This window comes from Streptomyces albiaxialis, from assembly GCF_039530985.1.
In the GTDB taxonomy this organism is placed as follows: Bacteria; Actinomycetota; Actinomycetes; order Streptomycetales; family Streptomycetaceae; genus Streptomyces; species Streptomyces albiaxialis.
The window spans coordinates 414,898-440,679 of sequence record NZ_BAAAPE010000007.1; the positions used below are offsets into that span (position 1 = coordinate 414,898).

Annotated in this window: 21 protein-coding genes; 11 read left to right on the top strand and 10 right to left on the bottom strand. The window is 73.9% G+C overall.

Going from position 1 to position 25,782, the window contains the following annotated elements; all coding sequences use genetic code 11:
• Positions 1-135: 135 nt before the first annotated feature.
• Complete coding sequence (locus ABD343_RS12820; protein WP_425578165.1) at positions 136-1,035, bottom strand: acetylxylan esterase; 900 nt, start codon at positions 1,033-1,035, stop codon at positions 136-138.
• A gap of 325 nt (positions 1,036-1,360) precedes the next feature.
• Between ABD343_RS12820 and ABD343_RS12825 the strand changes: the two genes are divergently transcribed.
• The 5 genes from ABD343_RS12825 (at position 1,361) to ABD343_RS12845 (ending at position 7,215) form a co-directional block, all read left to right on the top strand.
• A complete protein-coding gene (locus tag ABD343_RS12825) occupies positions 1,361-2,596 on the top strand; it encodes a sugar ABC transporter substrate-binding protein (RefSeq protein ID WP_344527349.1) in 1,236 nt (411 codons plus the stop codon).
• A gap of 130 nt (positions 2,597-2,726) precedes the next feature.
• Entirely contained in the window at positions 2,727-3,605 is an 879-nt protein-coding gene (locus tag ABD343_RS12830; protein WP_344528539.1) for a carbohydrate ABC transporter permease, read from the top strand.
• Positions 3,602-4,459: a carbohydrate ABC transporter permease gene (locus tag ABD343_RS12835; protein WP_344527351.1), complete on the top strand. Its 858-nt coding sequence runs from the start codon at positions 3,602-3,604 to the stop codon at positions 4,457-4,459. Before ABD343_RS12830 ends, ABD343_RS12835 begins: the two co-directional genes overlap by 4 nt.
• A gap of 49 nt (positions 4,460-4,508) precedes the next feature.
• Complete coding sequence (locus tag ABD343_RS12840) at positions 4,509-5,708, top strand: glycoside hydrolase family 1 protein (RefSeq protein WP_344527353.1); 1,200 nt, start codon at positions 4,509-4,511, stop codon at positions 5,706-5,708.
• Positions 5,709-5,817: 109 nt separating this feature from the next.
• On the top strand, positions 5,818-7,215 hold the full coding sequence (locus tag ABD343_RS12845) for a glucoamylase family protein (RefSeq protein WP_344527355.1): 1,398 nt from the start codon (positions 5,818-5,820) through the stop codon (positions 7,213-7,215).
• An 8-nt stretch (positions 7,216-7,223) separates the two neighbouring features.
• Here ABD343_RS12845 and ABD343_RS12850 read toward each other — a convergent pair whose 3' ends face one another.
• Both ABD343_RS12850 and ABD343_RS12855 read right to left on the bottom strand, forming a co-directional pair.
• Positions 7,224-8,054: a lysophospholipid acyltransferase family protein gene (locus ABD343_RS12850; RefSeq protein ID WP_344527357.1), complete on the bottom strand. Its 831-nt coding sequence runs from the start codon at positions 8,052-8,054 to the stop codon at positions 7,224-7,226.
• On the bottom strand, positions 8,051-8,851 hold the full coding sequence (locus ABD343_RS12855; RefSeq protein ID WP_425578166.1) for a GNAT family N-acetyltransferase: 801 nt from the start codon (positions 8,849-8,851) through the stop codon (positions 8,051-8,053). The genes ABD343_RS12850 and ABD343_RS12855 overlap by 4 nt, the downstream gene beginning before the upstream one ends.
• 103 nt (positions 8,852-8,954) lie before the next feature.
• Here ABD343_RS12855 and ABD343_RS12860 point away from each other — a divergent pair, with 103 nt between their 5' ends.
• The 4 genes from ABD343_RS12860 to ABD343_RS12875 all read left to right on the top strand — a co-directional run bounded on the left by ABD343_RS12860 (position 8,955) and on the right by ABD343_RS12875 (position 15,221).
• Complete coding sequence (locus tag ABD343_RS12860) at positions 8,955-9,614, top strand: response regulator (RefSeq protein WP_344527361.1); 660 nt, start codon at positions 8,955-8,957, stop codon at positions 9,612-9,614.
• Positions 9,615-9,668: 54 nt separating this feature from the next.
• Positions 9,669-11,147 carry a sensor histidine kinase gene (locus ABD343_RS12865; RefSeq protein WP_344527363.1) on the top strand — a complete coding sequence of 493 codons (1,479 nt, stop codon included), beginning with the start codon at positions 9,669-9,671 and terminating at the stop codon, positions 11,145-11,147.
• Positions 11,148-11,659: 512 nt separating this feature from the next.
• On the top strand, positions 11,660-14,497 hold the full coding sequence (locus tag ABD343_RS12870) for an ATP-binding protein (RefSeq protein ID WP_344527365.1): 2,838 nt from the start codon (positions 11,660-11,662) through the stop codon (positions 14,495-14,497).
• A gap of 130 nt (positions 14,498-14,627) precedes the next feature.
• Complete coding sequence (locus tag ABD343_RS12875) at positions 14,628-15,221, top strand: hypothetical protein (RefSeq protein WP_344527367.1); 594 nt, start codon at positions 14,628-14,630, stop codon at positions 15,219-15,221.
• A gap of 205 nt (positions 15,222-15,426) precedes the next feature.
• Here ABD343_RS12875 and ABD343_RS12880 read toward each other — a convergent pair whose 3' ends face one another.
• From ABD343_RS12880 to ABD343_RS12900, 5 genes are all read right to left on the bottom strand, one after another.
• Positions 15,427-17,304, bottom strand: a complete 1,878-nt coding sequence (locus ABD343_RS12880) for a SpoIIE family protein phosphatase (protein WP_344527369.1) — start codon at positions 17,302-17,304, stop codon at positions 15,427-15,429.
• Positions 17,305-17,584: 280 nt separating this feature from the next.
• A complete protein-coding gene (locus tag ABD343_RS12885) occupies positions 17,585-20,101 on the bottom strand; it encodes a SpoIIE family protein phosphatase (protein WP_344527371.1) in 2,517 nt (838 codons plus the stop codon).
• Between the two features lie 145 nt (positions 20,102-20,246).
• Positions 20,247-20,444, bottom strand: coding sequence for an SPOR domain-containing protein (locus ABD343_RS12890; RefSeq protein WP_344527373.1), 198 nt, complete (start codon positions 20,442-20,444; stop codon positions 20,247-20,249).
• A gap of 159 nt (positions 20,445-20,603) precedes the next feature.
• Positions 20,604-21,356: a GntR family transcriptional regulator gene (locus ABD343_RS12895; protein WP_344527375.1), complete on the bottom strand. Its 753-nt coding sequence runs from the start codon at positions 21,354-21,356 to the stop codon at positions 20,604-20,606.
• Positions 21,357-21,546: 190 nt separating this feature from the next.
• On the bottom strand, positions 21,547-22,257 hold the full coding sequence (locus ABD343_RS12900) for a TetR/AcrR family transcriptional regulator (protein ID WP_344527377.1): 711 nt from the start codon (positions 22,255-22,257) through the stop codon (positions 21,547-21,549).
• Positions 22,258-22,303: 46 nt separating this feature from the next.
• Between ABD343_RS12900 and ABD343_RS12905 the strand changes: the two genes are divergently transcribed.
• Positions 22,304-23,176, top strand: a complete 873-nt coding sequence (locus ABD343_RS12905) for an SDR family oxidoreductase (protein WP_344527379.1) — start codon at positions 22,304-22,306, stop codon at positions 23,174-23,176.
• On the top strand, positions 23,173-23,850 hold the full coding sequence (locus tag ABD343_RS12910; RefSeq protein WP_344527381.1) for a carboxymuconolactone decarboxylase family protein: 678 nt from the start codon (positions 23,173-23,175) through the stop codon (positions 23,848-23,850). The genes ABD343_RS12905 and ABD343_RS12910 overlap by 4 nt, the downstream gene beginning before the upstream one ends.
• Here the strand turns inward: ABD343_RS12910 and ABD343_RS12915 are convergent.
• Together ABD343_RS12915 and ABD343_RS12920 are read right to left on the bottom strand one after the other, a co-directional pair.
• The gene (locus ABD343_RS12915) at positions 23,777-24,340 is read right to left on the bottom strand and encodes a helix-turn-helix domain-containing protein (protein ID WP_344527383.1); all 564 of its coding nucleotides are present in this window, start codon (positions 24,338-24,340) and stop codon (positions 23,777-23,779) included. The two genes, ABD343_RS12910 and ABD343_RS12915, sit on opposite strands and share 74 nt — an antisense overlap.
• Before the next feature lie 14 nt (positions 24,341-24,354).
• Complete coding sequence (locus tag ABD343_RS12920; RefSeq protein WP_344527385.1) at positions 24,355-25,665, bottom strand: MFS transporter; 1,311 nt, start codon at positions 25,663-25,665, stop codon at positions 24,355-24,357.
• Between the last annotated feature and the right edge of the window lie 117 nt (positions 25,666-25,782).

Sequence of the window (25,782 nt, forward strand, 5' to 3'; positions counted from 1 at the left end):
CGGAACGATGTGCGCGCATGGGAGTCCGCCCCTCTGGAACCGTCCGGATGCCCGGATGACACCCTTTCGACGCGCGAGGGGCGGCGGACGACGGCACGGAACGGTCCCGAACGCATCACGGTCGGAACTCGCGCCTCACATGTGCGCCCCGGCGAACTCCCCCACCGCCGCCGCCAGTTCCACGCGCTCCCGCTCCTCCCCCGGGTACTCCATGTGCCCGGCGGTCAGCGGGTGGAGGGTGCGCAGGTCCTCGCGCAGCGCGTTGTGCACGGCGTACTGGCCCGGCGGCGGCACGGACGGGTCGGCGTCCGCCGCGGCGACCAGGACCGGGACCCGGATCCGCCGCGCCGCTGCCGCCGCGTCGAAGTACGGGAGGACGTCCGTGATTTCGGGATGTGTGGCGCGGTACGCCCGTACGGACTCGCCGCTGCCGACGCAGGGCAGGGTCAGGCGCAGCGGATGGTTGCCGAACGTCGGCACCGTCAGCGCCGCGCACACGAACCGGTCGTCCCAGGGCAGGGCCAGCGCGCCCAGCCCGCCGCCCAGGCTCTCGCCGAGATACGCGAGGGGCGCCGCCTCCGGGACCAGGGCCCGCAGCGCGCTCGCCGCGCACCACAGGTCGGCGACGCACTCGCCCAGGACGTAGGTGTCCCGGGAACGGATCCCGTGCAGCACGTGCGACGCCGCGTCCGCGGGAATGCCGGGGACGTGGCCTCTGGTCCCCATTCCGCGCACGCAGGGGAGGATCGCGGCGGAATCCGGTAGCGGGAGCGGCACGTCGGGCCCCGGTGCGTCCCGCCCTCCGTAACCGTGCCCGACGACGAAGCCGCGCCTCGCTCTTCCCTCGGCGGGGAGCGCGAGCCATCCGCCGAGCCGTACGCCGCCGAGCGAGGTGAACGTCACCTCGTGGATCCGTACGCCGTCCCGCGTCTCCTCCACGGGGCCGACCTCGGGGTCGGGCTCGACGTTCCGCGCGGCGTCGTACCGCCCCCGCCAGAACCCGACGAACCCTTCCGGTTCGTCCGGCACCGACACGGAGAGCAGGTCACTACGGGCATACCCGTACGCGGGATCAACGGGATCAAGGGGAAAGCCAGACACCCCTGGCACCTTACGGCTCCGCCCGCCGCCGAGTGCGGGGGCGCCCTCACGACCTCGCGCGGACGCGTGTCCGGGCGCCCCGTGACAGACGGCTCCGCCGGTTCCCTCCAGGGGCGGCAAAGAGGCAGGGGGCGACCACGGCGGGCGCCCTTATCAAGGCGTGACCTAAGTCTCCTTGCGGATTCCACCGCGCCTGTGCAGAGTTATGTATGCGCTTACAGACAGCGCATACATCAGGACGCTCAAGGAGGAGCCGCCCATGCGTCGCGCCGCCAGAACCACGTCGGTCGCCCTCGCGCTCGCAACCGCATTCGGGATCACCGCGTGCGGCAGCTCGGGCGGCGCGGGAGTCGCCGCCGACGAGAAGCAGACGCTCACCGTCTGGGCCATGGGCACCGAGGGCGAGAAGCTCGGTGACGTGGCCGGGGAGTACGAGAAGGCCCACAAGAACATCACCGTCAAGGTGACCCCGATCGGTTGGGACGTGGCACACCAGAAGCTCGTCTCGGCGGCGGCAGCGGGCAAGCTGCCCGACGTCATGCAGATCGGCACGGGGTACATGGGCGAGTTCTCGGCGCTCGGCGCGCTGGAGCCGGTCGACACCGGGACCTTCGACAAGAAGGACTTCTTCCCGGCGTCCTGGAGCGAGTACGACGGCGAGGCGTACGGCGTGCCCTGGTACGTCGAGACCCGCGCCCTCTTCTACCGCACCGACCTCGCGAAGAAGGCCGGGATCAAGAAGGCGCCCGGCACCTGGAAGGAGCTGCGCGCCGCGGCGAAAGCGTACCAGGACAAGGCCGGCACCCGCTGGGGCATCTACAACCAGCCGGGCGGCCTGGACACCGTGCAGACCTGGTGGCCGTACTTCTACTCCGCGGGCGGCAGCGTCGTGAAGGACGGCAAGACCGCGCTCGACAGCCCGGCGGCCGTCAAGGCCCTGGACATGTACGGCTCGTTCGTGAAGGACGGCCTCTCCCGCAAGGCGAGCCCGCCCGGGTACGACGTCGTGAAGGACTTCGGCAACGGCAAGGTGCCGATGTTCCTCGGCGGCCCCTGGCAGACGAACCTGATCGCCGAGGACCAGCCGGGCCTCAAGGGCAAGTGGGCCGTGGCGCCCGTCCCGAAGGAGAAGTCGTCCACGGCGCAGATCGGCGGCTCGTCGCTCGCGATCTCCAAGGAGAGCGAGCACAAGGCGGCGGCGAAGAAGTTCATCAAGTACCTGACGGACGCCAAGGGCCAGGCCGACTGGTTCGAGCGGACGAAGGACCTGCCCGCCAACACCGCGGCGTGGGAGTCGGGCCCGCTGTCCACCGAGGAGAACTGGAAGGTCTTCCGCAAGCAGTTGGAGACCGCCCACCAGGACCCGGTGCAGCCCAAGTGGACCGAGATCACCTCGAAGGTCGACGCGGCGATCGAGTCGGTCACACAGGGCAAGGCCACCCCCGAGGAGGCCGCCGAGAAGATGCAGGACCAGGCGTCCGGGCTCGTGGAGTAGGCGGGCCCAGCGGATGACCACCCCCTCCCCCGCCCTCGACCCCGTGGCGAAGGTCCCGCCGTCCGGCGGGAAGCCGCCCGCCGGGAAGCCCGGCGGGAAGAAGCCCGGCGGCAAGAAGCCGCGGCGCTCGATGTCCGCCCAGCACCTCGCGGGCTGGCTGTTCTCGACGCCGTTCCTGGTGCTGTTCGCCGTCTTCATGGCGTTCCCGATCATCGCCACGCTGCTGATGAGCTTCACGGACTTCGGGCTGCGGAACGTCACGGACCCGCTGTCCGCCGAGTTCATCGGCGTCGAGAACTACACGAAGCTCTTCGGCGACGAGAAGTTCCTCAAGGCGCTGACGAACACCGCCGTCTTCGTCGTCATCGGCGTCCCGCTGACGATCGGCGCCGGTCTCGTCGTCGCCGTGCTGCTGAACTCGGGCATCGACCGCGCCCGTACGTTCTTCCGGGTCGGGTTCTACGCGCCCGTCGTCACCAGCATCGTGGCCGTCGCCGTCGTCTGGCGGTTCGTGCTCGATCCGGAGGACGGGCTGATCTCGGGGCTCGCGGCCGAGGTGGGGCTGACCGGGCCCGACTTCCTCGGCGACGAGAGGCTGGCCCTGCCCTCGATCATCGTGATGGCCGTCTGGCGGAACCTCGGCACCGTGATGGTGCTGTTCATCGCCGGTCTCCAGGCCATCCCGACGGAGGTGCGGGAGGCGGCGCGGCTGGACGGGGCCGGGGTGTTCCAGGAGTTCCGCCGCGTCACGGTGCCGCTGCTGCGGCCGACGATGCTCTACGCGACCGTCATCACGACGATCGGCTATCTGAACGTCTTCGAGGAGCCGTTCGTGATGACGCAGGGCGGGCCGTCGGACAGCACACTCACGGTCTCCCTCGACATGTACAAGGAAGGCTTCAGCTTCTTCCACATGGGCTACGCCAGCGCGATGGCCTACGTCCTCTTCGTGATCATCATGGCCGTCACGGTGCTCCAGCTCCGCCTGCTGAAGGACAACACCAAATGAGCGCCCCGTCCTCCGCCCCCGCCCGCCCCCGGCGGAAGTTCAGCAAGCCGCTGACGTACGCCGCGCTCTCGCTCGGGCTGCTCGTCATGGCGGCGCCGTTCCTGTGGATGGCGCTGTCGGCGTTCAAGACGAAGAGCGAGCTGCTGGCCAGCCCGCCCGTGTGGATCCCCACCGAGTGGACCCTGGAGAGCTTCGACAAGCTCCTCAAGGAGCTGGACCTCCCGCTCTACTTCCTCAACTCGGCCGTCGTCGCCGTCCTGGTGACCGTCAGCAACCTGCTCTTCTGCTCGATGCTCGGCTACGCGCTGGCCAAGCTGAACTTCGCGGGCCGCGGCAAGGTCTTCGCCGTCGTGCTCGGCGCGCTGATGGTGCCCGGCAATCTGATGCTGCTGCCGCTGTTCGTGCTGATGAGCAAGCTGGAGCTGCTCGACTCGTACGCGGCGCTCGTCCTGCCCTTCGCGGCGCAGGCCATCGGGGTCTTCCTGATGCGGCAGTTCACCCAGTCCATCCCGGACGAGCTGCTGGAGGCGGCCCGGATGGACGGCGCGAGCGAGTGGTACATCTACTGGCGCATCGTGCTGCCGCTGGTCAAGCCGGGTCTGGCGACGCTGACGATCCTCACGTTCCTCGGCTCGTGGAACAACTTCGTCTGGCCGCTGATCGCCACCAACGACCCCGGCAAGTACACCCTCCCGGTCGCGCTGGCCACCTTCGCCACCGACCCGAACCGCGCGGGCGGCTCCAACGGCGTGCTGATGGCGGGCTCGTTCCTCGTCGTCCTGCCGGTCCTGATCGTCTTCGCCGTCCTCCAGCGCCACTTCACGCAGGGCATCGCCACCGCGGGCATGAAGTAGCCCCTCCCGCACGCCCCCGCATATGCACCAGAAAGGCATCGTCACGCCCATGACCACCGCACGGACCCCCTTCCCCGACGGCTTCCTGTGGGGCGCCTCCACCGCCGCCCACCAGATCGAGGGAAACAACGTCAACAGCGACTGGTGGCGCAAGGAGCACGACGGCACGGGCCGGATAGCGGAGCCCAGCCTCGACGCCGCCGACAGCTACCACCGCTGGCGCGAGGACATGGACCTGCTCGCGGAGCTGGGCTTCACCGACTACCGCTTCAGCGTCGAGTGGGCCCGCATCGAGCCCGTCGAGGGCCGCTTCTCGCGCGCCGAGATCGCCCACTACCGGCGGATGGTCGAGGGCGCCGTCGAGCGCGGGCTGCGCCCGATCGTCACGCTGCACCACTTCACCGTGCCGCAGTGGTTCGAGGACCTCGGCGGCTGGACCTCGGAGCGCGCGCCCGAGCTGTTCGCGCGGTACGTGGAGGCGTGCGCGCCGGTCATCGCCGACAGCGTCCCGTACGTCTGCACGATCAACGAGCCCAACATGATCGCCGTCATGGCGGGCCAGGCGAAGCGCGGCGACACCAGTTTTCCGCCGGCCGGGCTGCCGACGCCCGACGACGAGACGACCGACGCCGTCATCGCCGTCCACCACCGGGCCACGGCCGTCGTGCGCGCCATCAACCCGGAGATCAACGTCGGCTGGACGGTCGCCAACCAGGTCTACCAGGCCCTCCCCGGCGCCGAGGACGTCACCGCCGCCTACCGCTGGCCGCGCGAGGACGTCTTCCTGGAGGCCGCGAAGGGCGACGACTGGATCGGCGTCCAGTCCTACACCCGTACGAAGATCGGCGCCGACGGTCCGGTCCCGGCGCCCGACGAGGCCGAGCGGACCCTGACGGACTGGGAGTTCTACCCCCGCGCCGTCGGCCACGCGATCCGGCACACGGCCTCTGTCGTGGGCGATGTGCCGATCGTCGTGACGGAGAACGGCGTCGCCACCAGCGACGACGAGCGCCGCTCCGCCTATCTCGCGGGCGCCGTCGACGAGCTGGCCGCCTGCCTGGAAGAGGGCATCGACCTGCGCGGCTACCTCTACTGGAGCGCCCTCGACAACTACGAGTGGGGCTCCTTCCGGCCCACGTTCGGGCTGATCGGCATCGACTGGGAGACCTTCGAGCGCACGCCCCGCGCGTCCGCGCACTGGCTCGGCAACCTCGGCCGCACCCGCGAACTGCCGCGCACCGCCGCCTAGCCCAGGCCCGGGCTAGGGCCACACAGCCAGGGGGCCGACCGGTCCATACCCCGCCCAGGTCGGCCCTCTTTCCCTGTCCGCAGAGGTATCCGCAGAGGAGAACGCACGTATGAGACGCCGTACCTTCCTCACCGCCACCGCCGCCACAGCGGGCGCCGCCGCGCTCACCACGGGGCTCGGCACCGGGACCGCCGGAGCCGCATCCCGCGATTCCCGGCTGCTGACCTGGTTCCGGGACACCCACCGCTCCATCGAGGCGATGACCACCGGCTTCGGGCTCACCGCCGACAACCTCGACCTGAGCGGACCCGCGCCCGTCCTCTCCCGGGTCACCTCGCCCACCAACATCGGCTGCGGCCTGTGGACGACGGTCGCCGCCGCCGGGCTCGGCGTACTGGAGCGGGGCGAGGCGACGGACCGCCTGGAGCGCACCGTCGCCGCCGTCGAGAAGCTGGAGCGGCACCACGGCTTCTGGCTCAACTGGTACGACCCGCGCGACGGCTCCACCGTCACGGTCTGGCCCGGCAACGGCGAGAAGGTCCGCCCGTTCCTCTCCTCCGTCGACAACGCCTGGCTGGTCACGGGCCTGCGTATCGCGGCCGACGCGGCGCCCTCGCTGCGCGCCCGGATCAGCGCGCTGCTCGACGGCGCCGACTGGTCGTTCTTCCACACGCCCTACGACCCGCAGGACCCCGTCAAAAGCCCGGGCCAGCTCCGCGGCGGCTTCTGGACCGACAAGGACGAGTGGACCGGCCACCACTACGGCGCGCTCAACACCGAGCCGCGCATGGCCAGTTACCTCGGCATCGCCGACGGCTCGCTGCCCACGGACCACTACTGGCACGTCTTCCGCACACTGCTGCCCGACGCCGAGCAGTCGCAGAAGCCGGAGGGCCGCTACGTCACCGTCGACGGCGTGAAGGTCTGGCAGGGCCACTACACCTACCGGGGCCGCAAGCTCGTGCCCACGTGGGGCGGCTCGATGTTCGAGGCGCTGATGGTGCCGCTGTTCGTGCCCGAGGCCGAGTGGTCCCCGCGCTCCTGGGGCCGCACCCACGCCCGTTACGTCCGCAGCCAGATCGAGCACGGCCTGGACGAGGCCGGGTACGGCTACTGGGGCTTCTCCCCCGCCAACATCCCCGAGGGCGGCTACAGCGAGTACGGCGTCGACCCCATCGGCATGCTCAAGGACGGCTACACCTCGAAGGGCGTCGTCACCCCGCACGCCTCGTTCCTCACCCTGCCGTTCGCCGAGCGGGAGGCGCTCGCGAACCTCCGCGCACTGGAGGAGGACTTCGGCGCCTACGACGAGGGGTACGGCTTCCGCGACTCGGTGAACGTCCGCACGGGCCGCGTCAGCGACTTCGTCCTCGCCCTCGACCAGGGCATGATCGCCGCGGCGCTCGCCCAGCGGCTGAGCCCCGGGCTGCTGCGCCGCCCGTTCCGCACGGGCGGCTTCGCGTCCCGCGTACGGCCACTGCTGCGCAAGGAGGCGTTCAGCATCTGACGACGCGATCAGCGTCTGACTACGGACGGGCGCCGGGCGGGCACTCCCGTACCGGCGCCGGCGCCGGCTCCCGTCCGCGTGCCCGTCACGGCCGCGCGGGCCGCCGTCGCCAGGGTGCGGCGGTCGGCGCCCGCGACCGGCGGGTGCGCGGTGACGCGCACCGTCAGGTCGCGCGCCCGCGCGACGCGGCGCAGCGAGGCCGGGAAGGGCTCGTCGCCGAAGAAGCCCGGGGCCGTGCTCGTGCGGCCGTGCTGGGCGTACTCCACGGTGACGGGGCGCACCGGTGCTCCCGCGTCGACGGCGGCCTGGAAGGTGGCGCGCGCGAACCGGCCGCCGTCCGCCCCGCACCAGGTCGTGGCCTGCGGGAAGACCAGCACGGAGCGGCCCGCGCGCAGCTCGCGCGTCAGCTCCGCGACGGCGCGCGGGAGTTCGCGGAGTCCGTCGCGGTCGAGGAAGCGGGTGCCCGCGCGGCGGACCAGCGTACCGATCACGGGCCACGTCCCGACCTCCCGTTTGGCGACGAACGGGACCGGTTCGACGGCGAGCAGCGCTATCACGTCCAGCCAGGAGATGTGGTTCGCGACGACCAGGGTTCCCGTTCCCGGGACCGTGAGCGACCCGGGGTCCGCGTTCAGCCGTACGTCCAGCGCCGCGAGCACCCGGCGGGCCTCGGTGCGCAGCGTCTCCGGTTCCGCGAGCCCCTCGCCCCGTGCGAGGGCGCGGGCGAGGACGCGCGCGAGCCCGGCGCAGCGGCGGACGGCCGCGCCCGGCGGCACGCGGGGCGCGGCGTGCGCGGCGCAGGCCGGGGTGCAGAGCGGCTCGACGCCCCAGGGGCTCACCGGTCCTCCCCTGTCCCGAGGAAGTAGCGGCGGTACCGGTCGTTCATCCGCTCGGTGTCGAGCAGCACGAAGAAGTCCGCGACATCGAACTCGGGGTCGTGCGCGGGCGCCCCGCACAGCCACGCGCCGAGCCGCAGATAGCCGCGCAGCAGCGGCGGCAGCCCGGCGTACGAGGCGCGTTCCGGCGCGGGGCCCGGCGGGGTCCACGGGGTGCGGGGGTGGACGCGCAGCGCGGGCGGCGCGGCGTGCCGCGTCGTGCCGAGCAGCCAGGCGCCCGAGGCCGCCGCGCCCCCGTCGCCGAGCGGCACGGAGGCGCAGCCCGCGAGGTAGCGGTGGCCGGAGAGCAGCACGTAGCGGGCGAGGGCCGTCCACATGAGGTGGATGACGGCGCCGGAACGGTGGTCCGGGTGCACGCACGAACGCCCCGCCTCCACCAGCGAGTCCCGGATCCCGCCGAGCCCCCGCAGATCGAACTCCCCGTCCGCGTACGAGCGCTCCGCGCGCCCCGGCGGCAGCAGCCGGTAGGTGCCCACGACCTCGCCGGTCGCGGTGTCGGTGACGACGAGATGGTCGGCGATCCCGTCGTACGGATCGATGTCGTGCCCGGGCACGGGCGTGCTCAGCGCCGCGCCCATCTCCTCCCCGAACACCAGGTACCGCAGCCGCTGCGCCGCCCGCACCTGCGCGGGGGTGTGGGCGATCGAGGTGACGTAGGAGGAACGGCTGGCGGTGACGGCCTCTGTCTCTGCCGCTGTCGCTGTCTCTGTCTGTGTCTCTGCACCGGTCGTCATGGGCATGCTCCGGACGCTACGGAGCGCGACGGCGCCGGACAGGAGCCCTTCGGCAAAGCTTGGACTGCACTTTCGTGCCGGTCATTCCGCCGGAGGTAGCGTGCACGTCATGATCCGAGTGCTGCTGGCCGACGACGAGACGATGATCCGGGCCGGGGTGCGGGCGATCCTCTCCACGGCCGAGGACGTGGAGGTGGTCGCGGAGGCCGGGGACGGTCACCAGGCCGTGGAGCTGACGCGCCGGCACCGCCCCGACGTCTGTCTCCTCGACATCCGCATGCCCCGGCTGGACGGGCTCCAGGCCGCGGCCGAACTCGCGCGGACGGCGCCGGAAACGGCGGTCGTCATGCTGACGACGTTCTCCGAGGACGAGTACATCGCGGGCGCCCTCGGCTCCGGCGCCGCCGGCTTCCTGCTGAAGGCGGGCGACCCGCGCGAGCTGATCGCGGGCGTACGGGCGGTCGCCGAGGGCGGCGCGTACCTCTCCCCGGCCGTCGCACGCCGCGTCATCACGCACCTGGACTCCGGCACGCTCGGCAAGCGGGCCACGGCCCGCGCCCGTACCGACGAGCTGACCGACCGCGAACGCGAGGTCCTCGCCCTGGTCGGCGCGGGCCTCCCGAACGCGGAGATCGCCGCCCGCCTCCACGTGGTCGAGGGCACGGTGAAGACGTACGTCAGCCAGATCCTCGCGCGCCTGGGCCTCAAGAACCGGGTGCAGGCCGCGATCCTCGCGTACGAGGCGGGGCTGGTGCGCGACGGGGAGTGAATCCCTGACTTTCGTCGGGTCCGCCGCCCTGTCCCGGTCGGGGATGCTGGGGGCATGCGCAACGTGCACCACGGGCTCTTCCGGATACGGGACCGGCTCCGGAACCGGCTCCGGCCTTACGACGGCGGGCCGTGGCCCGTATACGGGCTGGCCGTGACGGTCGCGCTGGGGCTGGTCCAGAGCGTCGAGCTGTTCGCGCCGCTGTGCTGGCCCGCGCTGGTACTGCTCGCGTACGCCGCCGGGCGGCGGATGCGGAACCCGCTGCCCCTGGTGTGGTTCTTCGGCGCCCTCGCCGTGGCCGGGCTGCCGCTGTGCGCGGTGGTCGGCCGGGAGCTGTGGGCCTGGCCCACGCTGCTGCTGACCGCGCTGCTCACCATGGGGCTGCCGTGGCTCGTGGGACGGTACCGCCGTCAGCGCGCCGAACTGGCCGACGCGGGCTGGCGCATCGCGGACCGGCTGGAGCGCGAGCAGCGGGCCGTCGCGGACCGGGCCCGTATCCGCGAACGCGCGCGGATCGCGGGCGACATGCACGACTCGCTCGGCCACGAGCTGGCGCTGCTCGCGGTGCGCGCCGGGGCGCTGGAGCTGGACCCGGCGCTCGACGACCGGCAGCGGACCGCCGCGGGCGAGCTGCGGGAGAGCGCCGCCGGGGCCACGGAACGGCTGCGGGAGATCATCGGCGTCCTCCGCACCGACGACGAACAGCCGCCGGTCGCTCCCGCCGAGGAGACCGTCGAGGAACTGGTGGAGCGGGCGAGGGCGTCCGGCGTCGCGGTCACGCTGGAGCGGGACGGCGCGGACGCGCCGTTGCCGCCGATGGTCGGGCATGCCGTGCACAGGGTGGTGCAGGAGGGCGTGACGAACGCCGCGAAGCACGCGCCCGGCGCGGAGGTCCGGGTCCGGGTTCAGGTCCGGGCCCGGCTCGCGCGTGAGGATGATGGTTCCGGCGACACCGTCGAGGTCACCGTCCGCAACGGGCCCGTCCCGCACGGGGCCCGCGCGCCGGGCCTCGCCTCCGGCGGCACCGGGCTGGTGGGCCTGGACGAACGCGTACGGCTCACCGGCGGCACGCTGCGCGGCGGCGCCACGCCGGACGGCGGTTTCGAACTCGCCGCCCGGCTGCCCGCGCACGGCGCGACGCCCCGTGCGGCCGGGACCGGGCGGGACACGGACTCGGCCCGCGAACTGGAGCACGCCCGCGCCCAGGTGCGGCGTCGGCTGCGCCAGACCGTGCTCTTTCCGCTGGCCGCGCTGGCCGGGATCCTCGTGCTGATGCTGCCGGTGAGCCTGGTGAGTTCCGCGCTGTCCGTACTGGGCCGGGACGACTACGGGCGCCTTCAGCCCGGCATGTCGCGGGCCGAGGTCGAGGAATTCCTCCCCGCCTTCACCCGCGACGGCCCCCCGGACCGGGCCCCGCGCCCTCCCCGCGGGCAGGACTGCGCGTACTACAGCACGAGCGTCAACTCCTCCTCCGCCTACCGCCTCTGCTTCGCAGAAGGCCACCTCACCACCAAATCCCTCGTGGGCCCTTGAGGCCTGGTGAGTGCCGCATACGGGGTGCCCCGCACACTGCTTCGCAGGGCGCGCCTGCACCGTGGCTCGCCGCGCAGTTCCCCGCGCCCCTGACGGGGCACGTCTGCTGCTCCGCCCACTGCGCTTGCGAGGCGCGCGCCTTGGAGAGGCAAGCCCCTGCTCCTCCCTCCCGCTGCGCTTGGGAAGTCTGCGCTGGGGGCACCCCCTGCTCGAAGAGCTTGGGGGAGCAGGGTCGGCAAGCGCAGCTCCCTTGCCGGGTGCTCCGGTGAGAGGGCCGGGTTCGGGGTGCCCCGGGCTGTGGTTCGCGGGGCGCGCCCGCATCGTGGCTGGGTGCGCAGTTCCCCGCGCCCCTGAAGGGGCAAGCCCCGCTTCTTCCAAGCGCTCGGAAACCCGCGCCCCTGGAGGGGCGAGCCCTGGAGCAGAGGGGTTGTCAGGGGAGAGTGGGGGGCTTAGTTTCGCGTCGACGCCGTCGTGGCGCGCGTGCGCGCCTCCCCCACCGGCCGGAGCCCCCCATGTCGGAAGCCCCCCTTCTGATCGGCAGGGCAAAGGAGCTGCGCGCCCTGGTGGACGCGATGGCCCAGCCTCCCTCCGTGGCGCTCGTGGAGGGGGAGCCCGGAGTCGGCAAGACGCGGCTGATACGCGAGGCCCTGCGCGATCCCGCCGTACGCGGCCGCCGCGTGCTGGCCGGGAGTTGTCGCCCCCTGCGCGAACCGTTCCCGTACGGCCCGGTCCTCGACCTGCTGCGTCATTCCGCGGGCGCGCTGCCCGCCGCGCTCAGCCCGGTCTGCGGCGCGCTGCGCCCGTATCTGCCGGAGATCGCGCACCGGTTGCCGCCGGGCCCCGAGCCGTTGCGGGACGCGCGGGCGGCGCGCCACCGGCTGTTCCGCGCCGTGCGGGCGCTGCTGGACGCGCTGGGCGGCGCCGTGATGGTCGTCGAGGACCTGCACTGGGCGGACGACGGCACCCGGGACCTGCTCCGGTTCCTGGTGGACGATCCGCCGCGGGGGCTGTCGGCGGTGGTGAGCTACCGCCGCGAGGAACTCCCGGGCACGGGCCTGCCGTTCGGCCGCGCGTACCGCCGTCCGCCCGGCACGAGCACCGTCACGCTGCCCCTGCGCCCGCTGGACGCGGACGGCGTACAGGCCCTGTGCGGCGCGCTCACCGGCGCGCCGGAGCCCCCGGCGCCGTTCGCGGCGGAGCTGCACCGGCGTACCGCGGGGATTCCGTTCGTCGTGGAGGAGGTCGTCCGCGCGCTGCCCCGCGAAGGACGGCTCGGGCCGGAGGCGCTGGAGGCGATGGCCGTGCCCGCGCCGCTGCGCGAGGCGGTCACCGACCGGATGAGCGCGCTCTCGCCCCCGACGGTCGCCGTCGTGCACGCCGCCGCCGTGCTCGGCGCCCCCGCGGGCGAGGCGCTCCTCGCCGCCGTCGCGCGGGGAACGGACCGTACGGACGGGACGGAGTGCGCCGCGCCCGTACGCGAGGCCCTGCGCGCCGGAGTGCTGCACGAGTGGGGCGACGACCGGTACGGATTCCGGCACGTTCTCGCGCAGCAGGCCGTCTACGCCGCGCTGCCGGGCCCCGACCGGCACCGGCTGCACCGCGGCGCGATGCGCGCCCTGGCGGCGCAGCACCCGCAGCCGCTGGTGCAGCTCGCGTACCACGCGCGCCGCGCGGGCGAGTTCGCGCGGTGGCGGGCGTACGGCGAGGCGGCGGCGTCCTCGGCGCGGGAGGTGTGCGATCTCGCGCTCGCCGTGGGGATGCTGGAGGAGCTGCTGTCCGACGGCCGCCTGGGCCGCCGGGAGTGCGCCCGGCTCGCGGTCGAGCTGAGCCGGGACGCGGTGCTCGGGCTCACCCACCGCCGGGCCACGGAGCTGCTGCGCGGCATCGTGCGCGACAGCCGCCTGCCCCGGGACGTACGCGGCGAGATCCGCCTCAACCTGGGCCTGCTGCTCTACAACCAGGCCGGGCGGTACGAGGAGGGCCGGGCCGCGACCGCCCTCGCCGTCGAGGAGCTGCGCGACCGCCCGGCGCTCGCCGCACGCGGCATGGCGGCGCTGGCCATGCCCGCCTGGGGCGATCACCCGTACGCCGTCCACGCGCGCTGGATCGAACGGGCCGAGGAGCTGGCGGCCCGCGAGCCCGAGCCGTCGGTGTCCACCGCCGTACGCGCCAACCGGCTGGCCCTGGCGATGTACGGGGGCGACCCGGAGGTCTGGGGCCCCGCCGAACGGTTCACCGGCGCCGCCGGGCCCGGCACCGACCGCCGCCAGGCGGCCCGCGCCTGCGGCAACTTCGCGGACGCCGCCACCTGCGTCGGCCGCTTCGGCGCCGCGCACCGCTTCCGCAGGGAGGGGCGGCGACTGGCCGCGGAGTGCGGGGCGGCGTTCTACGGCGGCATCGTGGAGGGCACCGCGCTGCGCCTGGACTGGTACGAGGGCCGCTGGCAGGGCCTCGCGGAACGGGCCCGGCACGTCCTCGACACGGTGCGGGACGTCCCGGGCATCGCGGCCGACGCGCATCTCGTCCTGGGCCTGCTCGCCTGCACGCGCGGCGAGTGGGACGAGGCGGCGGAAGCGCTGCGCGCGGCCGGCCTCGCCGACCCGGCGAACGCGCCCGCGCCGATACTGGCCAGCGCCTCCGGCGCCATGGCGCGCCTGCTGCGGGCGCGCGGCGAGCCCGTGGCGGCGCGGGCCGAGGCCGAACGCGGCATCGCCAGGATCCGCCGCAAGGGCCTGTGGTCCTGGGCGGGCGACCTGGCCCCGCAGGCGGTGACGGCCCTGGTGCGCGACGGCCGCCTGCCCGAAGCGGAGCGGACCGCCGCCGAACTGGCCGAGGGCATCGAGGGCCGGGACGCGCCCCTGGCCTCGGCGGCGCTCCGGGCCTGCCGCGGCACGCTGGCGGCGGGCGGCGGACGTACGGCGGAGGCCGCCGCGCTCTTCGACGCGGCCCGAACGGCGTACGCCGCCCTGCCGCACCCCTACGCCGCGGCCCGGGCCGGGGAGGCCGCCGCGCGCTGCCGCCTCGGCGAGGGGGACGAGGGGACGGCTCAGCTCCTCGCGGTCTCCGAGGAGTTCGCGGCACTGGGCGCCACCCGGGACGCGGCGCGCTGCCGCCGGGTGCTGCGCGGCAACGATGTCGTCCTGCCGTCCCGCCGGGGGCGCCGCGGCTACGGCGACCAGCTCTCGCCCCGCGAGCAGGACGTCGCGCGGCTCGTCGCGCTCGGGCACACCAACCGGGAGATCGCCGACGTGCTGTTCCTCTCGCCGCGCACCGTCGAGCACCACGTCGCCCAGGTGCTGCGCAAGCTGAACCTGGGCTCGCGCGCCGAGGTCGCCGCCGCCCCGCTGTGAGCGATACCTAGCGAATCCCGGATTGTTTCCGGGTCCCCTTCTGCGAACTGTAGGAGCGCAAGGTGCCGTTGGCCCGTACCAACGGGTCCGCGGCGTCCCCCCGCACATCCCCCACAGCAGGAGGAGAGGCATGCGAGGAAGACTGCTCCTCAGATCCGTCCTGGTAGCGGTCCTGGCCGTGATCGCCGGAATGCTCGGCACCGGCGCCCAGGCCGCGGCCCCGCCGCAGGATGCTTCGCAGATGAAGGGCGAGGGCATCACGGCCGCGGAGTTCAAGGAGATGACGACCCCCAAGACCATTCTCGCGGCGGCCAAGCTCCAACAGGCGATGGAGCCCCCGCCGGGCGGCTGGGACGTGCCCAGTGACCGCGCCTACCACCTCGAGGCCTCGTGCCAGGGGCAGGGCGGCGTCATCGGCCAGGGCGCGGCGGCCTGGAAGGGCATGAACGAGACGGCGAACGAGGACACGCCGGTCGAGTGCCGCAACAGCTACATCACCGACTGCGGAGGCGGCGGCAACATCGTCGGCTGCAACTGGGGCCAGGGGCAGCGCATCGCGCTCTTCCTCGGCGGAGTGGGCGATCAGGCGCTCCTCGCCGCGCATGAGTTCGGCCACGACTGGTACGGGCACTCCGGGTACCAGTGTGCGGGCTGGGGCAGCCCCGAAGAGGTCATGGCCCCGTCCATATGCACCCTCGACAAGAAGAAGGAGCGCATCGACTAACCCGCGCCCCTCCCCGCGCCCCTGGTCCGCACGCGCGCCCAGGGGCGCGGGCCTGTGTCTGATGTGCGGCTCCGCCGCGCGGGCGCGCCCGGTCACAACACCACAGGGCTTGCCCCTCCAGGGGCGCGGGGAACTGCGCGCTCAGCCACGGCGCAGTCGCACCCGGCGAAGCACGGCGAGAGGCAGCCCCTGCTCAGCCGACAGCTCAGAAGAGGCTGAGGAGGGCTTCGGTGGGGTCGGCCGAAGGGGCACCCGCCTCGGGGCGGGCCATCTCGAACCAGACGGTCTTACCACGGGGGGTACGCCGACTCCCCCACCCAGCACTCAGCAGGTCCACCAACTGCAGCCCGCGCCCACCCTCGTCCGTATCGTGCGCCCGACGGCGCCGAGGCTGCACGGGACCGGCGTCCCAGACCTCGCACACCAGCGTGCGGTCCAGCAGCAGGCGGAGCCTGATGTCACCCTCCCCGTACCGCATCGCGTTCGTCACCAGCTCGCTCACCAGGAGTTCCGCCGTGTCGCCGAGGGCGTCGAGCTGCCAGGCGGCGAGCTGTTCGCGGGCGAGTTCGCGGGCACGGGAGACGGAGCGGGGCTCGGCCGGGAGCCACCAGTCGCCGACGTACGCCGGGTCGAGGCCGTGCACGCGCGCGACGAGCAGCGCGATGTCGTCCTCGCCGTGGTGCACGTTCAACGTACGGAGCACGCGGTCGGCGGTGTCCTCCAGCGGCTCGCTCGCGTCGGTGAGGACCGAACGGAACGCGTCCAGGCCCTCGTCGAGCGGGTGGTCGCGGGATTCGACGAGCCCGTCGGTGTAGAGCGCGAGCATCGCGCCGTCCGGCAGCTCGACCTCGATCTCCTCGAAGGGCTCGCCGCCGACGCCGAGGGGCACGCCCTTGGGGACCTCCAGGAGCAGCGCGGGCTCGGCCGGTTCGACGAGGACGGGCGGGAGATGGCCCGCGTTGGCGAAGGTGCAGCGGCGCGAGACCGGGTCGTAGACGGCGTAGATGCAGGTGGCCAGGTAGACCTCGGACAGATCCGTTTCGGCGGCGCCGGGCCGCTGGGAGCGGGAGCGCTGCGAGCGCGGGGTGCCGCCGAGGCCGCGGGCGATCTCGTCGAGGGCGCCGAGGACCTCGGCGGGTTCCATGTCGGTGAGGGCCAGGGTGCGCACGGCGCTGCGGAGTTCGCCCATGGCGACGGCGGAGCGCAGGCCGCGGCCCATCACGTCGCCGATGACGATCGCGGTGCGGTGCCCGGGGAGTTCGATGACGTCGAACCAGTCGCCGCCGACCTCGGTGGCCGGGTTGCCCGGGAGGTAGCGGCAGGCGATGTCGAGACCGGCGGCCTCGGGGTCGTCCGGCGGGAGCAGGCTGCGCTGGAGGATGAGGGCGCGCTCGTGCTCCCTGCGGTAGAGGCGGGCGTTGTCGATGCAGACGGCGGCGCGCGCGGCCAGCTCGGCGGCGAGCGCCCCGTCCCTTTCCCCGAACGGCTCACTGCCCTTCGCGCGGGAGAACTGGCACAGGCCCAGCACCCGGTCCCTGGCCACCATCGGCACGGCCAGCGTGGACTGGACGACGGCGCCGAACTGCGCGGGCACCCCGCCGTCCTGCCCGGGGATGTTCTGCACGCGCCCGGTGCGCAGGGCCGCGGCGAACGGCGAACTGTCCGCGTAGCAGTGCGTCGAGCCGACCGTCACGGGCCCGGCCCCGGCGCCCTGCTCGCCCGCGGCGCTCTGCGCGGCGGGCGACGAGGCGGGGGCGGGCGCGGGCGCGAAGGGGCCGTCCGAGACCGCGCTCGCGTAGGCGACCCGGCGCAGCTCGCCGTGGGGCGCGGACACGGGCCCGCCCCGCCCGCCGCCGGGCAGCCCGGGGCCTACGGTGCGGGGTTCCTCGCCCGAGAGCACGTCCTCGTACAGATCGACGGAGGCCAGGTCGCAGAACTGCGGCACGGCGACGCCGAGCAGCTCGCGTGCCGTGGTCTCCAGGTCCAGCGAGTTCCCGATACGGGCACCCGCGGCGTTGAGGAGGGCGAGGGCACGGCGAACATCGTCCGGTTTTCCCGCAGCCTCCACTGGCATGTCACTCAACGCCGCCCCTTCCCATGCCCGGTGTGCCCCCGGTCCGAGCAGTGTGACAGCCCCGGAGGGGCCGTGACCTGCTCTTCCCGATCGCCGCATGTTTTCCTGCCGCGTACGGCAAAATGCGCGCTTCCCCCGACGTCCACGGGGGTCACCTCTCTCTCCTAACCAGCGAACGCGGTGTCGAACCCCTGCGGAATGTCCCCTCCTCAGCCGCACTCACACCCCCTTCCCCACGGGCCACGGCACGCCTCCCCGCGCCACCCCGCCACGCGGCGCGCAACGCCGTTCAGGGAAGCGGAAGTTCGAACCAGACGGTCTTTCCCGCGTGCCCGTGGCGGGTGCCCCAGCGGCGGGCCTCGCGGGCGACGAGCTGGATGCCGCGCCCGCCCTCGTGCTCCTCGGTGACCACGCGCTCACGCGGCGGATCGCGCAGCGGGTCGGACACCTCGACGGTCAGCGTCCCCTCGCGCACCATCCGGACGCCGATCGGCCCGTGCGCGTACCGCAGCGCGTTGGTGACCAGTTCGCTGACCAGCAGCACGGCGGTGTCCTCCAGCGCGTCGAGCCGCCAGTCGCGCAGGGTGGCCCGTACGGCCTCGCGGGCCCGGCGCACGGCGTAGCGCTCGGTGGAGAACGACCAGGCCACGGCGGTGTCGCGGGGCAGCGGGCCCAGCTCGGCCATGAGCAGTGCCACGTCGTCGGCGGTTCCGGCGTGCTCGGTGACGGGGTTGTCGACGAGCGCGTCGCACTCCTCCTCCAGCGAGCCGAAGCCGCCGGAGGCGTCGTGGCTGAGCCGGGCGCACAGCCGGTCGATGCCCTCGCTGATGTCCTCGTCCCGGTTCTCGACCAGCCCGTCGGTGTAGAGGACGAGGACGCTGTCCTCCGGGATGTCGATCTCGGCGGAGGCGAAGCCGACGCCGCCGACGCCGAGCGGGGCGCCGGAGGGCAGGTCGATCGTGCGGGCGCGGCAGGTGCCGCCGGGCTCGCGGGTGACCAGCAGCGGCGGCATGTGCCCGGCGCGGGCGACGGTGAGCGTGCCGCTGGCGCTGTCGTCGCCCCCGCAGCTCGGCGCGGGCTCGTAGACGGCGTACACGCAGGTGGCCATCAGCGGGTCCTCGAACCCCTGCGCGAGGTCGTCGCCGAGGTCGCTGACGCGGTCGAGCAGCTCGGCGGGCGGCAGATCGAGCCCGGCCAGCGTCCGTACGGCCGTGCGGAGCCGTCCCATGGTCACGGCGGAGTGCAGCCCGTGCCCCATCACGTCCCCGACGACGAACGCGACCCGGCCGCCCGGCAGCGGGATCACGTCGAACCAGTCGCCGCCCGCCTCGTTGCCGCTGCTGCCCGGCACGTAGCGGGAGGCGACGCGGACGCCGGGCGGCTCGGTGAGGTGCTGGGGCAGCAGGCTGCGCTGGAGCATCAGCGCGCCCTCGCGCTCGCGGGCGTAGAGCCGGGCGTTGTCGAGGGAGGTGCCCGCGCGGTCGGCCAGCTCCATGGCGAGCGCGAGGTCGTCGGGGTCGAGCGGGGCGCGGCCACCGGACCTGCTGACGACGAGGAGCCCGAGGACGATGCCCCGGGCCCGCAGCGGCACGGCCAGCATGGACCGCATGTCCAGGTCCACCGCGGTCCTGGCGCGGGGGTCGCTGGGGCGGATGGAGGAGACGATCTCGGACTGCGAGGTGGCGAGGTGCGGCGTGCCGGAGTCCAGCGCCATCCCGAAGAAGGAGCCGGGCTCGTACGTGGTCGTATGGCTGAGCGCGAACATCCGCTCGACGGCCTCGCCCTCGTACCGCGCGGCGATGCCGACCTGGTGCAGCGGCGTGCCGGGCAGCGGGCCGTGCCCGGGGAGGTCGCCGCCGCGCAGCACCTGGCCGAGCAGCAGGACGCCGGAGTAGTCGGCGAAGCGCGGGACGAGCGCCGAGGCGAGGGCCTGGGAGATGGCGCGCACGTCGAGCAGGTCGCCGAGCGCGACACCGACGTCGTCCAACAGCGCGAGGCGCTCCCGCGCGGTCTCGACCTTGTTCAGCGCCTCCAGCCGCTCGGTGATGTCCATGACCGTGCAGCTCACCCCGAGCACCTGCCCGCCCCGGTCGGTGAGCCTGCCGAACGAGACGGAGCGCGCCCCCTCCCCGTCGGGAGAGGGCAGCACGAGGTCCACGACGGAACGGCCCGTCTCCAGCACGACGGACTGGACCCGCGAGATCTCCTCGGACATCGAGGCCGGCAGCACATCGCGCACGGTCTTGCCGACCAGCGCCTCGGGGCTGGAGCCGTGCAGCCGCGCGAGCGCCTCGTTGATCCGGACGAAGCGGCGGTCGCTGTCGAAGAGGGCGATGCCCAGCGGGGAGTACGCGAAGAGCGCGTCCAGCGCGGCGAGGTCGTGCTCGACGGCGCGCAGCCTGCTGGTCTCGACGATGTTCGCGAGCACGAAGGGGTGCCGCTCGGTGTCCTCCAGCAGCGTGGCGCGGCCCTCGACCTCGACGAGGTGCCCCTCGCGGTGCCGGATGTGGAGGATGCCCCGCCAGTGGTGCTCCTCGCGCAGCGCGGTCCTGACCCGCTCGTCGGTGCCGCCGCCGTCCTCGATGAACTCCTGGATGGGGCGGCCGGCGATCTCGTCGGTGGTCCAGCCGAGGATCTCCTCCGTCATGGGGCTCCACAGGAGGACATCGCCCCGGCCGTCGAGCATGACGATGCCGATGCGCAGGGTGTCGAGGAGCGACTCGGGCCCCGCACGCCCCTCGCGCGCCGCACCGGCTTCCCCGGCGTCACCGGTTCCGCCGGTGTCACCGGCTTCTGTGCTCGTCACGCTGCCCACGCCCCCAGCTCGCGTAGCGGTCTCACCGGGCTTTTCCGGGCAAGATGGACTAATTATCCCTCTTGGCGTGACGCGGGCCCCGGCAACGAGGCGGTGGAGTGAGAGCGGGGGCCAGGTGGCTGCCGGGTGACTAGTGCTAGTGCTGGTGCTCCATGTGCTCCACGACGTACCCGTCGGGCTCGGCGGGCTCCCCCTCCTTGCCCAGACGCTCCGCGAGGTGCTGGGCCTCGGCCCGGGTGGCGTAGCTGCCGACGCGATAGCGGTTGCCGTTGCCGTCCTGGCGTATCAGGAGCCAGGGAAGCACCACGTTGCTGTCGCCGCTCACACTTCGCATATGCCGGAGCTTACGCCCGACCCTCACGCAGCGCATTCAACTTTGCACAATGGGCCAACATTTTCGGCCACACGTTCGCCCCCGGTGACCACGAGGGCCGCCGGGGGCGTGAGAGGCGTGCGAGCGAACGTACGTCCGGACGACCGTCCGGACGACCGGCTACTTCACCGGCAGGTGGTACGAGATCCGGAAGCGGTCCGCCGGGACCACCACGTCGGCGGTCTCCACGGCCCGGCCGCCCGCGAAATACGTCCGCGAGATCACCAGCACCGAGTGCCCCGGGACGCCGCCCAGGGCGACGGTCTCCTCGGCGCGGCCGGGGCGGGAGGCGACCTCCTCCGCCACGTTGTCCACCACCACGTCGATGGCGGCCATCCGCTCGACCACGCCGCGCCCGCCCAGCGGGCCCTCCTCGGGGAGCATCACCGGGGTCCGCCCGGTGAGCCGCAGCGGCTCCCAGGACGTCGAGAGCATCGCGGGGTCGCCCTCCATCCGGAAGAGATACCGGGTGCGCATCACCCGCTCCCCCGTGTCGATGCCGAGCCGCTCGGCGATCAGCGGCGAGGCGTCCTCCTGCTCGCTGTGCGACTCCCAGGTGCCCTTCACCCGCTCGTCGGACTGCTCCTGACGGAAGGGCGTCGAGTCGCCGATCGCCCGGTACCCCGTCCGGGAGATGCGGCGCGGGACCGGCATCTCCCGCACATACGTCCCCGAGCCGGAGCGGCCCTCGACCAGCCCCTCGGCCATCAGCACCTTGCGGGCCTCCAGCGCGACGGTGTCCGAGACCCCGTACTCCTCGCGGATGCGGGCCTGGGAGGGGAGGCGGGCGTGCGGCGGCAGCGAGCCGTCAGCGATCTTCTTCCGCAGGTCTCCGGCGACGCGCAGATATGCGGGCTGCTCACCGAATGGCACGTGCGCCCTCCCCGTCCTTGCACTTCTCTCGGCAGGTTGACAGTGAGCAACAGCTTGGCAACTCACGGTTGTTGGCCGCAACAATCGGCCAAAGTTTCACCCGATGTGATGAGTTGCTGCTCAGGGAGCGCACAAGCCTCACGCGAGGCGCACAACTGACGCTGCGGAAACGATCCCGCTCCCCCCTACGTCACGGTCCGTGCCCGAAGGGCCGGTCCGGGCCCGCGACCGCCCGGAGCAGCTCCGCCACGGACCCCGACAGCCGCCGCGGCGTGAACGTCCCGGGCCGGGCGAGCAGCAGACGGGCGAGGCTCTCGGCGTTGTCCCGCACGAGGTGCGAGAGCAGCTCCGTGTCGAGGCCGGTCACGCCCCCGCGGGCCACGTGCTCCTCGACGGCGGCGAGGATCTGGCGCCGCACGCGCTCACGCCCCTCGGCCACGGCCTCGCGCACCCCCTCCGGCGCCCCGGCGATCGGGAGCAGGACGAGCCGGGAGATCTCCGGCTCGCGCGCGACGCTTTCGAGGTACGAGGCCAGACCCGCGCCGAGCGCCGCCCCGATCCCGCGCGCCCCGGTCCCGCGCGCCTCCACGCCGTCCGCCCCGGCCGCGTCCGCCTCGCGCGCGGCCGCGAGCGCCCTGGCGACGCGCTCGCCCGTGACCTCCTGGGCCCGCCGCATCACGGCCCGCTGGAGTCGCTCCCGGGACTCGAAGATCGCGTAACTGACGGACTTGGCCACCCCCGCCCCTGCGGCGACCCGCTCCATCGTCATGCCCTGCCAGCCGTGCTCGGCGATCGCGCGCGCCGCGGCGTCGAGGATCTGGGCGCGGCGGACCTCGCGCGGCTGCCGCGCGGCGTAACGGCGGCGCCCCGTACGGCCGTCGGCGCCGGTCGGAGAAGTCACCTCCCGATTGTACTCAGGCGAATATTCCCGGTGGTACATTCGGCCCATGAGCGGGCCGGGGCTCAACTCCCTCGCCGGGCGCCGGGTGTTCCTCACCGGCGCCGCCGGCGGCATCGGCAGGGCGACCGCCGAACGCGCGGCGGACGAGGGCGCCGTGCTGCTCCTGACCGACCGCGACGCCGAGGGGCTGGCGGCCACCGCCGGGTCCGTGCGCGACCGGGGCGGCACCGTCGCGTACGCCGGGGCGGCCGACGTCTCCTCGTACGAGCAGGTGCGGGCCATGGCCGACGAGATCCACGGGGCCGGCGGCCCGGTCGACGTCGTGATGAACATCGCCGGGATCTCCACCTGGGGCACCGTCCGGACCCTGGAGCACCGGCACTGGCGGGACGTCGTGGAGGTGGACCTCATGGGCCCCGTCCACGTCATCGAGTCGTTCCTGCCGCCGATGATCGACGCGGGCCGGGGCGGCCACCTGGTCAACGTCTCGTCGGCCGCCGGGCTGATCGGACTGCCGTGGCACGCGCCGTACAGCGCCGCGAAGTTCGGCCTGCGCGGGATCTCCGAGGTGCTCCGCTTCGACCTGCGCCGCCACCGCATCGGCGTGACCCTCGTGTGCCCGGGGGCCGTCGCCACGCCGCTCGCGGACACCGTCGAGATCGTCGGCGTGGACCGGGACAGCCCGGCGATGCGGCGGCTGCGCGCGGGCTTCCTCAAGCGCGCCGCCTCGCCCGGGCGGGCGGCGGAAGCGATCCTCGACGGGGTGCGCCGCGGCCGCTACCTCGTCCACACCTCGCGCGGCGTCCGCCTCCTCCACGGGCTCCAGCGGTACGCGCCCCCGCTGTACGTCCTCGCGATGCGCGCCGCGAACGCGGCGGCCGGGCGGCTGCTCGGGCACGCCGAGGCGCGTGGACGATGAGCGCGACGAGCGGGCCCGCGCGCGGCGGACTCCCGGACGGCGACGGACTCCCGGACGGCGGGCCCGCGTCGCCCGGCGGGCCCCGGATCGCGCCCGGGCCCCGGATCGCGCCCGGTTCGCGGCACGAGGTCGGGGGCGCCGTCTGGCTGCTGAGCCGGGCCGCCGGGATCGTCGCGGGCACCCGGCCGCCCGCGCTGTTCCTGGTCCTGGGGCGTCACCGGCGGCTCTTCCGGGGCTGGCTCCGGTTCGCAGGGCGGCTGATGCCCGGCGGCACGCTGCCGCGCAGGGAGACCGAGCTGGTCATCCTGCGCACCGCCCATCTGCGCGCGTGCGCCTACGAGTTCGCGCACCACCGGCGCCTCGGGCGCCGCGCGGGGGTGGCGCGGGACGACCTCGACCGCCTCGTCGCCGGGCCCGCGGCGCCGTCCTGGGCGTCCTGGAGCCCGCGCGAGCGGGCGCTCCTCGCGGCGACCGACATGCTGCACGAGCGCCAGGACCTCGACGACGCGACCTGGAACGGGCTGCGGGAACATCTCGACGAGCGTGCGGCGATCGAGTTCCTGCTGCTCGTCGGCCACTACCAGATGCTCGCGACCGCCCTCACCGCTCTGCGTCTGGAGCCCGATCCCCCTCGCCGTCGGCGAGCATCGCGAAGAGCATCAGGGTCGCGCTGACGCGGACGGCGCCCTCCGTGCCCGGGGGCAGGGCCCGGGCGTGGATCTCCGTGCCCAGGTCCACGGCCCGCCGGCGGATCTCCTCCCACGCCTCGGGGGCCACCCAGACCTCCGCGTCCGTCATCTCGCCCCGTACGCCGGTGTCGCGCTGGGCCGTGCGGCGGCGCAGCTCGTCGGCGAGGGCCGCCGCGAGGACCGCGTACTCCTCCGCGCTGCCCGCCGCGAGGCGGTCGCCGCTCTCGGGGTCGTGCCGGTACCGCTTCGCCGTGCCGCCCCGCACCGTCACCTCGCCCACCGCGTCCACGAGCCCGGCGGCGTGCAGCCTGCGCAGGTGATAGCTGACGTTCGCCTGGGACTGGCCGAGGGCACGTGCGGCCTCCGCCGCGCTGTACGCCTGGCCGGTGAGCAGGGACAGGAGCCGCAGCCGCAGCGGATGCGCGAGCACCCGCAGGCCGCCGATCTCCTCGCGGGACGGGGCGGAGTCGGACACGCGCCCAGTCTGCCTCACGCGACGGGAACGACGCCGTCCGCACGGTCGGCGCCCCCCTCGGCGTCCCTTTCGGCACTCCCCCCGGCATCCGCGTCGGCGCCTCCGTCGGCGCCCGGGCCCCGCGTCGTCAGCCCCCGCACCTCCCGGCTGCACAGCGCCGCGACCGTCACCAGCGTGACGAGCACGACCCCGGCCAGCAGCGTCGGCCGTACGCCGAACCGCTCGGCGAGCGGGCCCGCGGCCATCTCGCCGACGGGCAGCGCGAGGGTCGAGCCGAGTGCGTCGTACGAGTAGACGCGGGCCAGTTTCTCCTGGGGGACGTTCTCCTGGAGCGAGAGGTCCCAGGCGACGCCGAACTGCTCGATGGCCACGCCGTTCACGAACATCGCGACCAGCATCAGCATCAGCGTGGCCGACTCCGCGAGCGCCAGCAGCGGCAGCGCGTCCAGCGCGACGACGGCCACGCCGATCCGCAGCGCGTGCCGGGAGCGCGAGCGCGCCACCAGGAAGCCGCCCGCGAGCGCCCCCGCCATCTGCGTGGCCAGGACGAAGCCCCACGCCGTACGCCCGATCGTGCCGTCCGCGACCGTCGGGCCCAGCACCTGGATGCCGCCCGCGGCCACCGCGTTCACCACGAAGAACTGCAGCACCACGACCCACACCCAGGTGCGCGAGACGAACTCGCGCCAGCCCTCGCGCAGTTCGCGCAGCGGACGCGCCCGCTCCACCGGCGCGTCCGGGCGGGCGGGCAGGCGGCGCCCCGCGAGCCCGTACGCGGCCGAGGCGCCGAGGAAGGCCGCCCCGTTCAGCACCATCCCCCAGCCCGGTCCGGCGAGCGCGGCGAGCAGGCCGCCGAGCGAGGTCCCGGCGATCATGCCGGTGTTCACGCCCATCCGCGCGTACGCGTTCGCCGGGCGCAGTTCCTCGGGCGGCACGGTCAGCGGCAGCAGCGCCGCCGAGGCCGGGACGGAGACGGCCGCGACCGCGCCCTGCACGACGCTGAGCACGAGCAGCACGGCGAGCGGCGCGCGGTCGGCGAGGACCGCGAGGCCCACCGCCGCCTGCGTCGACGCGGCGGCGAACGCGGCCCCTTGCAGGACCAGCGTGCGCGGCAGCCGGTCGGCGAGCAGGCCGCCGAAGAGCAGCAGGGCCACGTTGCTCACCGAGCGGGCGCCCACCACCACGCCCACGTCCACGGCCGAACCGCCGAGGTCGAGCACGGCGAAGGCCAGCACCACGGGCGCCATCGCGTTCCCGAAGAACGTCAGGGCCCGTCCCGTCGCGAGCCGCCGGAAGGCCGGTCGGCGCAGTGTCGTCGTCTCCACGGAAGGAGTGTGCGCCGGGACGCTCTCCACTGTCAAACACTTCTTTGGGGGTTCTTTGGGGGCCGCCCGGGACCACGGGCCTTGCGCTCAACCGCGGTTGAGCGGCGACGCTGCCGC